Raw genomic sequence first — 13,228 nt, 5'->3', positions numbered from 1 at the left:
AGGTTCCAGGTCCGGCCATGGCGCTCACGCTCTACGTCGACACCGCGCGCTGGCGGGCGCATCACAAGCACGTGCAGGAGCAGTTCCCGGGACTCGTCCCGGTCTGCAAGGGCAACGGCTACGGCTTCGGGCACGAGCGGCTGGCGGAGGAGGCGACCCGGCTGGGCTCGGACGTCCTCGCCGTCGGCACGACCTACGAGGCCGCGCGGATCAAGGACTGGTTCGGCGGTGACCTGCTGGTGCTGACGCCGTACCGGCGGGGCGAGGAACCCGTACCGCTGCCCGACCGCGTCATCCGCTCGGTGTCGTCCATCGACGGGGTCTACGGCCTCGTGGGCGCCCGTGTCGTCATCGAGGTCATGTCCTCGATGAAGCGGCACGGCATCAGTGAGCAGGAGCTGCCGCAGCTGCACGCCGCCATAGAGAACGTCCGTCTCGAGGGTTTCGCGATCCACCTGCCGCTGGACCGCACCGACGGCTCGGACGCCGTCGAGGAGGTGATCGGCTGGATGGACCGGTTGCGCGCGGCCCGGCTGCCGCTGCACACCGTGTTCGTCAGCCACCTCAAGGCCGAGGACCTCGCCCGGCTGCAGCAGCAGTTCCCGCAGACCCGCTTCCGCGCCCGCATCGGGACCCGGCTGTGGCTCGGGGACCACGAGGCCACCGAGTACCGCGGCGCCGTCTTGGACGTCACCCGCGTCTCCAAGGGGGACCGCTTCGGCTACCGGCAGCAGAAGGCGGCCTCCGACGGCTTCCTGGTCGTCGTGGCGGGCGGTACGTCGCACGGCGTGGGCCTGGAGGCCCCGAAGGCCCTGCACGGCGTCATGCCGCGCGCCAAGGGCGTCGCCCGGGCCGGCCTGGCCACGGTCAACCGGAACCTTTCTCCGTTCGTCTGGGGCGGCAAGCAACGCTGGTTCGCCGAACCGCCGCACATGCAGGTCTCCATCCTCTTCGTGCCCTCGGACGCCCCGGAGCCGAAGGTCGGCGAGGAGCTGGTGGCCCATCTGCGGCACACCACCACGCAGTTCGACCGGATCGTCGATCGCTGAACGCTTGAGCACTGCTTGCGAAAAGGCCGTACACGGAGGCTTCCGTGTACGGCCTTTCACGTGAGTGGCTCAACCGGCGTACGCCATACAGGTGGTGTTCGCTCAGAGCGAACCGCCGGTGGCCTCCCGGTCGCTGCGGTCGCCGCCCCATTCCACCGGCCCGTCGAAGTGGGCCGCGTGCCGCGGTGGATGGGCAGCGGGACCCAGCACGAAGACGTCCTCCGCTCCGTCGAGCACACCGCCCGAGGGATCGTCGTCGCCGGCCTGGCGCACCACGTCCCGTTCCGGCATGAGGATGTCGCGCACGACCATCACACAGAGGTAGGCCGTGCCCAGCAGATGCAGTCCGATGGCCCAGTGGTAGCCGTCGGTCGGCAGACCCTTGTGGGCGTTGCCGCTGGTCGTGTACGCCAGGTACATCCAGATGCCCAGGAAGTACGCCACTTCGCACGCCTGCCAGATCAGGAAGTCCCGCCACTTCGGCCGGGCCAGCACGGCCAGCGGCACCATCCACAGGACGTACTGCGGTGAGTAGACCTTGTTGGTGAGGATGAAGGCGGCGACGATCAGGAACGCGAGCTGGGCGAAACGCGGCCGCCGTGGGGCGGTCAGGGCAAGCACCGCGATGCCCGCGCAACACAGCAGCACCAGCAGCGTGGCGAGGAGGTTGACGGTCTCCGTACTCAGCGGGTCGCTCGATCTCTGGGCCCAGATCAGCCAGAAGGAGCCGAAGTCCACTCCGCGTTCCTGGCTGAACGTGTAGAACTTCGACCAGCCGTCGAAGGCGAAGTACATCACCGGCAGGTTCACCACGAGCCAGGAGACGACCGCGCCGCCCAGGGCCTTGCCGAAGTCCCGCCACTTGCCCGCCCGCCAGCACAGCACGAACAGCGGTCCGAGCAGGAAGATCGGATAGAGCTTGGCGGCGGTCGCAAGCCCCAGGAGGACACCGAAGGCGAGCGAGCGGCCCCGCGCCCACATCAGCATCGCGGAGGCCGTCAGAGCGACCGCCAGAAGGTCCCAGTTGATGGTGGCGGTCAATGCGAAGGCGGGCGCCAGGGCGACCAGCAGACCGTCCCAGGGACGACGGGCGTGGGTACGGCTCACGCAGACGACGATGACGGCCGCGCAGACCATCAGCATTCCTGCGTTGACCATCCAGTACCACTGCTCCTGGTGCTGGATGCTGCCGCTGCCGGGGGTGAGCCAGGCGGCGACCTCCATGAACACACCGGTCAGCACCGGGTATTCGAGGTACTGCATGTCACCGGGGAGCTTGTCGAAGTAGGGGACGAGTCCGTCGGCGAATCCGCGTCCCTGGTAGAGATGCGGGATGTCCGAGTAGCACGCGTGGGTGTACTGGGTGCTGGCACCGAAGAACCAGCCGCCGTTGTAGCAGGGCGCCTTCTGGACCAGGCCGAGCGCGAACACGCCGATGGCCACGAGCGCGATGACCCGGACGGGCGTCCACCAGGAGGTCCCCAGCAGGGCGCGCCGCCCGAGCGGGCCGCCGATGAACTCACTGCCGTTCCTGGAGACCTCGTCGTCCTTGGTCGGACGCACTGGGTCCGACTCGCGCACGCTCGCTGGCGTCGATTCAGCACTGGGCATGCGGCCCATCCTGCCGTACGAGGCTAGGAGTACGCCGAGGGCCGCCGCACCGTCAGGGCGGCGGCCCCTGTGGACAGGCGGAATCAGCCGTCACCCCACGCGCCCTCCGCATACGCCAAGTACACGCCTCCAGTCTTCATTAGAGGTCGTTTTCTCCTGTTGTTTCAACCTGGAATTGGTGTTTGATCCCGAGCTGTCATGTCGCGCTCGGATACGGTGGCCTCGCCGGCGAGGAGGTGGACCATCAGGTCGGTCTTAGCCGGATGAATCAGGGCTTTGGAGCGGGGGGCGGGGTCTCGTAGTCGCGGCTGAGCGTCACTGGACGAGGCGACGGGCTTCTTGGGATGAGGCATCACGTCTCTCGCGTGTCGAGTTTCCACAGAGGGCGGCGGGTGGGAGCAATCGCTGCCCGTTCCCAAGGGCCGCTCCGACACGGGAGCACGAATTCGCCCTGGCTGCATTGCAGTTTTGACGAGTTCATGGCAGACTTGCCCCATACATTAAACTGACAACGTGATCCGGTTCACAAATAGACCGGACAATAAGGGGGGGATAATGCTTAATTCCAAGCTCACCCGCATGGCGGCGGGAGCCGCGGGCGCCGCCGCGATGATTGTCGCGACAGCGAGCCCAGCCTTTGCCGCAAACAAGACCGTAGACATAGGCCATGGCTACATGACCTTCATTGACGACGGAGACGTCTTCAAGATCTGCGACACCCAGGCGGACGGCAAGGGGGTATATGGTGCAGTTTTCTATAATTCATATATCACCACCTCCGGCTACGAAAGAGTCATGACGGTCTCCGACGGCGGCGACAGCGGATGCGGCAGCAAGGGTTATAACATCGGTAATTCTGGCAGCTATACGTTCGTCATCTGCTGGGGAAAGTACCCGACTAGTGCATTCATGGACCCCACCATGGGTGAACCGTGCAACGATAGTGGCGAGTTCAACGAATAGCCTCCAGATAGCCTACCTTGATTGCGGGGACCATCGCCCCATCACGGGCCGGCGCAACAACTGACGCCGGGAAAACCAAGCGCTCCCAAGCTTTTCCGCGAGGGCCGGTCTGGACGAAGCCAGTTGCAACCCTAATGGTACAACCGGCTACATTCAAAAAGCCGCTACCCTCGATCGTTCAAAGGGGTCCGTCAGCTTGCTGACGGACCCCTTTGTTGGTGAGTTTTGATGGGGTTTTCGAAGTCTGGGCAGGCTGATGTCCCGGTTGTCGCGTCGAGGGTGCGCCGGGTTCCACGGCTCCGGTCGGGGTGGTGCTGCTCGCAGGGACGGAGATCGTGCTGGTCAGCTGGCGTTCGGGAGGATGTGGAGCCGATCCAGGGCATCGCTGATCCTTTCGGTCCAGGGCCAGTGCTTGGCCAGGCGGAAATAGCGCTCGGCCGGTGGTGATGAGTTGGGCGGCGGTAGAGAACGGCCGACGCCGCAGGCGGCGGGGCTCCCGCAAGCGGGACTTGGCCGGTCAACACGAGCAGGGGCCTCCCGGCCAGCAGGTCCCGGGCGATCTGGATGATCTCCAACCAGATCTGGTTCTGTGCGGCGTCGTGGAGGGGGAGGTTGCGCAGACCCGTGGCGTGGGCAGCGCGGATGTCCTCGGCCCGGGCCCGCTGGCGGTGTTGTAGTTCGAGGGTGGCGATCGCCTTCCTGGCCGTGTTGGTGGCGACGGCAGGTCAAGCGCATGCGTCAGCGTCAGTGAAGCGCAACTGGGCGGCGGGGTGCGGCCGTTTCTTGCGCACGATCAGGCGCAGTCCCTTCGGCCAGCCGTCCGGCAGTCGTCGGCGAGTTCGGCCACGCAGGCGCCGTCGCGGATGTCGCCGTCGGGCTCCACGGCCGGTGTCCAGGCCGAGGCCGGGACCTTGAGGACGGCCTGGTGAGGGCGTCAGTGATGGTCATCCCGACCGAGTACGACAGCCACCTGCCGCGCTGGGCGAGCCAGGCGACGAACTCGTGGGTGCCGCCGCCGGAGTCGGCACGGATCAGCGTCTGCCGACCGCGCCGCAACCGCCTCGGCATCTGGTCCAGGGCCAACCTGGTGGCCCCGATGTGGTCGGCGGCAGTGTTGGAGCCCGCGTAACCGAGCCGCAGCAGGATTACGACCGGCTCTCCGGACCCTCCGCGGCCATGGTCGACGAACCCCATCAGCGGGTGGTAGCGGCGGCGTCCTGCCTCTCGGAGTGGGCCAGGACGAGGACCCCGTCGATGTCCACGATCACCTGCCTGACGGCGTCCGGAGCTGCTTCACCGGCCAACCGCCACACGTGATCGCGTTACTTCAGCACGGGCGGCGCGCAGCGCGGCCAGAACCCGCGGTCCACCCCACGCCGGCTTGCTGACAAGTCGGGAGACCGTGGGGTTGAAGGCCACCGGGCCCGAACACGGCCGACCCAGCTCGCAGCAGCCCCACATCGGCCAGCCAGTCCCCGCCCAGCGCTGCGGCGAGCGCTACATCCACCGGATCGTGCACCGCCCTCGGTTTATGCCACGCCACGAGCGCCGCCGATATCGCCGTATCCAAGCCGGCCTTGCGGATCGTCTCGACCAGCAGCACAGGCCCGACCTGCGAGACGACGCCGCGACCGCCGCCCTCGACGCGGACACGCAGGTAGGACCCGAAACGCCTCTTCACCTGGAAAGTGCCTCCGGCGGTGGCAGGAACAAGGACTTCAGCAATCCCAATTCTCGCTGGCCAGAGGCACTTTCCGATTTCTTGATCACCAGCCGGACAGCCCGCCTCGTGAAAGCGCGAGGCTAATCACTACCCAGTCGAGCCGCCGAAGAGACCCCCATTGCCGTTGCCATTGGTATTGCCGCCATTCGTGTCCGTCGATGTGGCCGTAGGCGTCGAGGTCACCCCACCGTCAGTGCCACCGTTGTCCGTACCGCCCGCGTCGCTGCACTGCCAGTCGAACCGGCAGGTCTCGGTCGCTGTGGGCGTCGGTGTGGTGAGCGTCGGGGTGGGCGTCGGGGTCGGAGTCGGAGTGGCCGACTCCGACTCACTGGGTGTCGGAGTGGGCGTCGGGCTCGGTTCCTCGTTGAGGACCTGACCGATGGGCTCCGGCGTCGGGAAGTCGATCGCCTTCTCGCCCTTCAGTGCCTGTTCCATGTAGTCGTGCCAGATCTCTGACGGGAACGACGCACCGTGGATCTTTTCCTGGCCACCTGTGCCGTACATCTCCAGGAACGTGCGGTTCTTCTTCGTCTCGTCGTCGTCCAGCCGGAACATGATGATCGACGTGGACAGCTGTGGGGTGTATCCCACGAACAGGGCGGACTTGTTCTTGTCGGTGGTGCCGGTCTTGCCCGCCACCTCACGGCCGGGGAGCTGGGCGTTGGTACCCGTGCCGTCCTCGACCACGGTCTTGAGGACATCGGTGACGTTGTCGGCGACCTTCTTCTCGAAGGCCTCCTTGGGCTTCGCCGTGTGAGTGAAGACCTCGCCGTCCTTGCTCGTGACCCTCTCGACGGAGTACGGCTCGTTCTGCTTGCCGCTGGCCGCGAAGGTGGCGTACGCGCCCGCCATACGGATCGCGCTGGGGTCGGAGATACCGATGGAGAAGGACGGGAAGCTGGTACCGGCCAGGCTGTTCTCCTTGAGACCCGCGTCCATGGCCGCCTCCTTCACCTTGTCCAGGCCGACGTCCATGCCGAGTTGCACGAAGGCGGAGTTCACCGACTCCCGCATGGCCTCACGCAGGTCGATCTGGTACTTGGGCGGAGAGCCGTAGGACTGCTTGCCGTCGTTCTCCTGGTTCCATTCCTCGCCCTTCTCGTTCTTCCAGATCGAACCGTCGTAGTTCCTGATCTTGAGCTTGTTCTGGCCGCTGAACAGGCTCTTGGCGTTGACGACCGTGCGCTCGTCCTGCGCCTGGCTCTCGCCCAGGTCCGGATCGCGCACTCCCCATTTCATCGCTGCCGCGAGCACGAACGCCTTGAACGTCGAACCGACCTGGGCACCGGTCGAGTCGCAGTTGTTGGTGAAGTGGGTGGTCGCGTCCTCGCCTCCGTAGCAGGCCCGGATCGCTCCGGTGGCCGGCTCCACCGACGCCCCGCCGAACTGGACATAGGTGTCCTTGTCCGGGCGCTTCTTGGGATCGATGTTCTCCTTGCGGACCTTCTTGACCGCTGCCTCGAGCTCACCGACCTTCTTCTTGTCGAAGGTCGTGTAGATCGAGTAGCCGCCCTGCTGGAGCTGGTCGGCGCTGATGATCTTGTTGTTGATCAGATAGGCCTTGGCGAGGTCGACCAGGTAACCGATCTGTCCCTTGAGCTGGGTGTTGGACCGAGGGTTCTGCCACTTGGGAAGTGTGGTGTACCTGGCCCGCTCCGTCGCGTCGAGGTGGTCGTACTCGACCATCTTGTCGAGGGTGTCCTGCATCTGCCGCAGGGCCCGCCTCTGGTTGGCTTGAGGCGTGGCGCCCGACGCGTCGATGGACGTAGCGCCCGCCGGGTCGTAGTACGTGGCGCCCTTGAGCATGGCGGCCAGGAAGGCGCACTCACCCGGGTTCAGCTTCTCGGCGTCCTTGTTGAAGTAGGCGCGCGCGGCCGCCTGGATACCGTAGGCGTTGCGTCCGTAGTACGCGGAGTTCAGGTACTCCGCCATGATCTGGTCCTTGTTGACCGTGGCGCCCACCTTGATGGAGATGAAGATCTCCTTGAACTTGCGCGTGACGGTCTGGGACTGGTCGTTCAGGAGCGCGTTCTTGACGTACTGCTGGGTGATGGTGGAACCACCCTGTGTGTCACCGCCCCTGGCCATGTTGAAGACGGCGCGGGCGATGCCCTTGGGGTCGATGCCGCTGTCGGTGTAGAAGGTCTTGTTCTCCTGCGAGACGACCGCGTACTGCATCGCCTTCGGGATCCGGTCGAGGTTGACGATCTGGCGGTTGGTCTCACCGCCGGTGGAGACCATCTCGCTGTTGTCGGACCAGTAGTAGACGTTGTTTTGTGCTGTCGCGGTCTCGGCGACGTTCGGAACGCTCACGAGCGCGTAACCGACGCCGGCGACCGCGACCAGGCTTCCGATGAAGCCGATGAACAGCCCCGTCACCAGCTTCCAGGACGGCACCCAGCGCGCCACGCCGTACTTGCCGGCGCGCGGGTAGTCGATGAGGCGCTTCCTGCCCGGATCGGATGCGCGTCCCCGGCCTGTCGGCGCCCCGCGCCGGCCCCCGCGGTCCGGCTCCGCCCCTCTGCGGCGACCACCGCCCGTGCTTCTCTGGGCGGCACGGCGGGCCTCGGCACGGCTGCCGTACGGACGCTCCTCGCCTCCCGGACCGTAGGACTCCGACTCCTGGGAGCTCGTCCCATAGGAGTCGGCAAGAGACCCGGTGGCGCCTCGCGGAGCCGCGCGGCGGCCGGAGGACGAGCTGGACTGGCCGCGTCGGGCCGCGGCACGTCCGCCTCCCTGCGGCGGCGGCGGTTTGCGACGGTGCTCGCTCATCGAACGACTACTCCTCGGGCAGGCGCACCTTTGCGCGCCTGGAAACGGCGGCTGGTTTCCGGTCCCCCCGAAGTACGGATGTGGTCGGTTCCTCATTCATCCGTACCGCACCGGGACAGCGACGCCCCCCAGGCGTCACTCGGTTCCCGGTGGTGTGCATGCCGCACAGACTACGCACCGTCAAAACCCGCCGAGCTTCGAAGTTCACCCCAAATCAGGCAACTTGGGTCGCATGAATCATTGATGTGATCCCGTTCACCGTCCCCCCACTTGTCGCTTCCGGAAGGGCGTTCTATCGTCTTGATGTATCGAGTCGATACATCGGTGCGAGATAGAGACGAGGAGGCGACGATGAGCCGGCGTTCCGGGATCCTCGAATTCGCCGTACTCGGCCTGCTCCGTGAGTCCCCGATGCACGGCTATGAGCTGCGCAAACGTCTCAATACGTCACTGGGCGTGTTCCGTGCGTTCAGCTACGGCACGCTCTACCCCTGCCTCAAGACGCTGGTCGCCAACGGCTGGTTGATCGAGGAGCCGGGGCACACCACCGAGGACGCCCTCGCCGCACCACTCGCAGGGCGTCGCGCAAAGATCGTCTACCGGTTGACGGCGGAAGGTAAGGAGCACTTCGAGGAGCTGCTCTCGCAGACGGGTCCCGACGCGTACGAGGACGAGCACTTCGCAGCTCGTTTCGCCTTTTTCGGGCAGACCTCGCGCGACGTCCGCATGCGAGTCCTCGAAGGCCGCCGCAGCCGGCTGGAGGAGCGCCTGGAGAAGATGAGTGCCTCGCTGGCACGCACCCGGGAGCGCCTCGACGACTACACACTTGAGCTCCAGCGCCACGGGATGGAGTCCGTGGAGCGCGAAGTGCGCTGGCTGAACGAGCTCATCGAGAGCGAGCGGGCCGGCCGGGACCTGAAGGGCCCCGGCCATGAAGAACCCACTCGCGACACCACAGAGGGAGCGCCGGGCGTCCTGCCCCGGCCCGGGGACACCCCCGGGCCGGATACGCCCGGCGACACCGCCACGTGAGGTCCCTGCCAGGGCCTCACTCGTACACACAGGGAGCAACCGGAATGGGTTCGGTTCGCGTAGCCGTCGTCGGTGTGGGCAACTGCGCCGCGTCGCTGGTTCAGGGAGTCGAGTACTACAAGGACGCCGACCCGGCGGCCAAGGTCCCCGGGCTGATGCATGTCCAGTTCGGCGACTATCACGTGCGTGACGTCGAGTTCGTCGCGGCGTTCGACGTCGACGCGAAGAAGGTCGGTCTCGACCTCGCCGACGCCATCGGCGCCTCCGAGAACAACACCATCAAGATCTGCGACGTGCCGAACACCGGCGTGACCGTTCAGCGCGGCCACACGCTCGACGGCCTCGGCAAGTACTACCGCGAGACCATCGAGGAGTCCGCCGAGACCCCGGTCGACATCGTCCAGATCCTCAAGGACAAGCAGGTCGACGTCCTCGTCTGCTACCTGCCCGTCGGCTCCGAGGACGCGGCGAAGTTCTACGCCCAGTGCGCCATCGACGCCAAGGTCGCCTTCGTCAACGCCCTCCCGGTCTTCATCGCCGGCACCAAGGAGTGGGCCGACAAGTTCACCGCGGCGGGCGTCCCGATCGTCGGCGACGACATCAAGTCCCAGGTCGGCGCCACCATCACGCACCGCGTCATGGCGAAGCTGTTCGAGGACCGCGGTGTCGTCCTGGACCGCACGATGCAGCTGAACGTCGGCGGCAACATGGACTTCAAGAACATGCTCGAGCGTGAGCGCCTGGAGTCCAAGAAGATCTCCAAGACGCAGGCCGTGACCTCTCAGATCCCCGACCGGGATCTCGGCGCGAAGAACGTCCACATCGGCCCGTCGGACTACGTGCAGTGGCTCGACGACCGCAAGTGGGCCTACGTCCGCCTTGAGGGTCGCGCCTTCGGCGACGTGCCGCTGAGCCTGGAGTACAAGCTCGAGGTCTGGGACTCCCCGAACTCCGCCGGTGTCATCATCGACGCCGTGCGCGCCGCGAAGATCGCCAAGGACCGCGGCATCGGCGGCCCGATCCTGTCAGCCTCCAGCTACTTCATGAAGTCCCCGCCGGTCCAGTACTTCGACGACGAGGCCCGCGAGAACGTCGAGAAGTTCATCAAGGGTGAAGTCGAGCGCTAAGGCTCACTCAAACGCTCCTGCCAGGGCTGCAGAGGGTCCCCGGGCTGTATCGCCCGGGGGCCCTCGCCGTATGTGAGGCTGTGCCCCATGTCCGTCGTCCGTGATCTGCGTGTCCTTCTCCGCCTTCGGGACTTCCGGCGTCTGCTCTTGGTGCGCCTGCTCTCCCAGGGTGCTGACGGCGTCTACCAGATCGCGCTCGCCGCCTACGTCGTGTTCTCCCCGGAGAAACAGACCTCTGCCACCGCGATCGCCTCCGCGATGGCGGTCCTGCTGCTCCCCTACTCCTTGGTGGGCCCCTTCGCCGGCGTCCTCCTGGACCGCTGGCGCCGCCGCCAGGTCTTCCTCTACGGCAACCTCGTGCGCGCCCTGCTGGCATCGGCGACGGCCGTCCTGATGTTCAGCCACGTCCCGGACTGGCTCTTCTATGTCTCGGCCCTGTGTGTCACCGCCGTCAACCGCTTCGTCCTGTCCGGCCTGTCCGCCGCGCTGCCCCGTGTCGTGGACGAAGAACGACTGGTGATCGCCAACTCCCTGTCCCCGACGGCCGGAACGCTCGCCGCGACCGCGGGCGGCGGCCTCGCCTTCGCCGTGCGACTACTGGTCGCCGACTCCGACACGGCCGTGGTGCTGCTGGGAGCGGGGTTGTATCTGTGCGGTGCGCTCGCCGCACTGCGCATGCCACCGGAACTGCTGGGTCCCGACCGCGAATTGGTCCAGCCCCGTCTCGGCGCCGCCCTCGCCGGAACGACCCGCGACCTGGGCGCCGGCGTACGGCACCTGACCGCACCCACCCGCCAGTCGGCCGCCCGGGCACTCGGCGCGATGTCGGTCATGCGGTTCTGCTACGGCGCTCTGCTGGTGACGGTGCTGATGCTCTGCCGGTACGCCCTGACGTCCGATCCGGACGACGGACTCGCCCTGCTGGGGCTTGCACTAGGAATCTCCGGTGCCGGCTTCTTCGTTGCCGCGATCATCACGCCGTGGGCCGCAGAGAGGCTCGGGCCGGAGCGCTGGATCGTCGTGTGTGCGGCGACGGCCGCAGCACTGGAGCCCACCCTCGGGCTCCCCTTCGCCACCGCCCCCATGCTCATCGCGGCGTTCGTGCTGGGTCTGATCACCCAGGGCGCGAAGATCGCCACGGACACCATCGTGCAGTCCTCCGTCGACGACGGATTCCGGGGCCGGATCTTCTCCGTCTACGACGTCCTGTTCAACATCGCCTTCGTGGGCGCCGCGGCCGTAGCCGCCCTGATCCTGCCGCCGGACGGCCGCTCGGCGACTCTGGTGGTCACGGTCGCCGTCCTCTACGCAGTGATCGCCGTGGCGATGACGAAAGAACGGCAGATGGCGACGGAACGATGAAGGGGCGATGTTTCACGTGAAACACCACCCCTCGATGCGTTCGGGGTCATGTTTCACGTGAAACATGACCCCGTTTCACAGCCTCAGTCCTGAGCGGCCCACCACTCCTTGAGCGCGGCCACCGCCTCGTCGTGCTTCATCGGCCCGTTCTCCAGACGAAGCTCCAGCATGTGCTTGTACGCCCGACCCACCGCAGGGCCGGGTGTCACGCCGAGGATTTCCATGATCTGGTTGCCGTCGAGATCGGGCCTGATCGAATCCAGTTCCTCCTGCTCCTGAAGCTGGGAGATCCGCTCCTCCAGGCCGTCGTAGGCACGCGACAGCGCGGCCGCCTTGCGCTTGTTCCTGGTCGTGCAGTCCGAACGGGTCAGCTTGTGGAGCCGGTCGAGCAGCGGACCCGCGTCCCGCACATAGCGGCGAACCGCCGAGTCCGTCCACTCCCCGGTGCCGTATCCGTGGAAGCGCAGATGGAGTTCGACGAGTCGCGAGACGTCCTTCACCAGCTCGTTGGAGTACTTGAGTGCCGTCATCCGCTTCTTGGTCATCTTCGCTCCGACCACTTCGTGGTGGTGGAACGAAACCCGGCCGTCCTGCTCGAAGCGCCGGGTGCGCGGCTTGCCGATGTCGTGGAGCAGCGCGGACAGGCGGAGCGTGAGGTCGGGCCCTTCCTTCTCCAGCGCGATGGCCTGCTCCAGGACGATCAGCGTGTGCTCGTAGACGTCCTTGTGCCGGTGGTGCTCATCGCTCTCCAGGCGCAGGGCCGGAAGCTCCGGCAGCACATGCTCGGCGAGCCCCGTGTCGACCAGCAGCGTCAGTCCCTTGCGTGGATGGGCGGACAGGATCAGCTTGTTCAGCTCGTCCCTGATCCGCTCGGCGGAGACGATCTCCAGGCGCCCGGACATCTCCGTCATCGCGGTGACCACCTCAGGTGCCACCTCGAAGTCGAGCTGCGCCGCGAAGCGCGCGGCCCGCATCATCCGCAGCGGGTCGTCGGAGAAGGACGCCTCCGGGGTTCCCGGTGTCCGCAGCACACGTGCCGCGAGGTCGTCGAGGCCACCGTGCGGGTCGATGAACTTCTTCTCCGGCAGAGCGACGGCCATCGCGTTCACGGTGAAGTCACGCCGGACGAGGTCCTCCTCGATGGAGTCGCCGTACGACACCTCGGGCTTGCGTGAGGTGCGGTCGTACGCCTCCGACCGGTAGGTGGTCACCTCAATCTGGTAGCCGTCCTTCTGCGCCCCCACGGTGCCGAAGGCGATCCCGACCTCCCACACCGCGTCCGCCCACGGCCGAATGATCTTCAGAACGTCCTGGGGGCGAGCATCGGTGGTGAAGTCCAGGTCGTTGCCGAGCCGGCCGAGCAGTGCGTCCCGGACCGAACCGCCGACCAGGGCGAGTGAGAACCCGGCCTCCTGGAAGCGGCGGGCGAGGTCGTCGGCGACAGGTGTGACCTCAAGCAGTTCGTTCACCGCGCGGTCCTGCACCTGACTCGGGGCACTGAGGTTGTCTTCGTTGGCGTTCGGCACAACAGAAGAGGGTACGTGGCCCGGGCGTTGCCGGGCGCCTTCATTAAACGTGCACAGACTCGC

The 13,228-nt window shown here is 66.5% G+C and carries 8 protein-coding genes and 1 pseudogene; 5 read left to right on the top strand and 4 right to left on the bottom strand.

The window, feature by feature from the left end; translation table 11 throughout:
- Nucleotides 1-17: 17 nt before the first annotated feature.
- Nucleotides 18-1,049, top strand: coding sequence for an alanine racemase (locus ACIRP7_RS11665; RefSeq protein ID WP_403656648.1), 1,032 nt, complete (start codon nt 18-20; stop codon nt 1,047-1,049).
- Between the two features lie 102 nt (nt 1,050-1,151).
- On the opposite strand, the gene ACIRP7_RS11660 is transcribed toward ACIRP7_RS11665, so the two are convergent.
- Nucleotides 1,152-2,660: a glycosyltransferase family 87 protein gene (locus tag ACIRP7_RS11660; protein WP_403656646.1), complete on the bottom strand. Its 1,509-nt coding sequence runs from the start codon at nt 2,658-2,660 to the stop codon at nt 1,152-1,154.
- 555 nt (nt 2,661-3,215) lie between these two features.
- Here ACIRP7_RS11660 and ACIRP7_RS11655 point away from each other — a divergent pair.
- Nucleotides 3,216-3,623, top strand: a complete 408-nt coding sequence (locus ACIRP7_RS11655; RefSeq protein WP_403656644.1) for a hypothetical protein — start codon at nt 3,216-3,218, stop codon at nt 3,621-3,623.
- A gap of 342 nt (nt 3,624-3,965) precedes the next feature.
- On the opposite strand, the pseudogene ACIRP7_RS11650 reads toward ACIRP7_RS11655, so the two are convergent.
- Together ACIRP7_RS11650 and ACIRP7_RS11645 are read right to left on the bottom strand one after the other, a co-directional pair.
- Nucleotides 3,966-5,304 (bottom strand): annotated as a pseudogene (locus tag ACIRP7_RS11650) (IS1380 family transposase).
- 129 nt (nt 5,305-5,433) lie between these two features.
- Nucleotides 5,434-8,118, bottom strand: a complete 2,685-nt coding sequence (locus tag ACIRP7_RS11645; RefSeq protein WP_403656642.1) for a transglycosylase domain-containing protein — start codon at nt 8,116-8,118, stop codon at nt 5,434-5,436.
- Between the two features lie 351 nt (nt 8,119-8,469).
- Between ACIRP7_RS11645 and ACIRP7_RS11640 the strand changes: the two genes are divergently transcribed.
- From ACIRP7_RS11640 to ACIRP7_RS11630, 3 genes are all read left to right on the top strand, one after another.
- Nucleotides 8,470-9,150: a PadR family transcriptional regulator gene (locus ACIRP7_RS11640; protein ID WP_403656639.1), complete on the top strand. Its 681-nt coding sequence runs from the start codon at nt 8,470-8,472 to the stop codon at nt 9,148-9,150.
- 44 nt (nt 9,151-9,194) lie between these two features.
- Entirely contained in the window at nt 9,195-10,277 is a 1,083-nt protein-coding gene (locus ACIRP7_RS11635) for an inositol-3-phosphate synthase (RefSeq protein ID WP_403656637.1), read from the top strand.
- A gap of 87 nt (nt 10,278-10,364) precedes the next feature.
- Nucleotides 10,365-11,639 carry an MFS transporter gene (locus ACIRP7_RS11630; RefSeq protein WP_403656635.1) on the top strand — a complete coding sequence of 425 codons (1,275 nt, stop codon included), beginning with the start codon at nt 10,365-10,367 and terminating at the stop codon, nt 11,637-11,639.
- An 83-nt stretch (nt 11,640-11,722) separates the two neighbouring features.
- Here the strand turns inward: ACIRP7_RS11630 and ACIRP7_RS11625 are convergent, their stop codons facing one another.
- The gene (locus tag ACIRP7_RS11625) at nt 11,723-13,165 is read right to left on the bottom strand and encodes a CCA tRNA nucleotidyltransferase (protein ID WP_403656633.1); all 1,443 of its coding nucleotides are present in this window, start codon (nt 13,163-13,165) and stop codon (nt 11,723-11,725) included.
- Nucleotides 13,166-13,228: the final 63 nt, after the last annotated feature.

The organism is Streptomyces sp. NPDC102270, assembly GCF_044766405.1.
Lineage (GTDB): Bacteria > Actinomycetota > Actinomycetes > Streptomycetales > Streptomycetaceae > Streptomyces.
The sequence above is the reverse complement of the archived record's forward strand: the minus strand, read 5'-3'. Positions and strand labels throughout refer to the sequence as shown.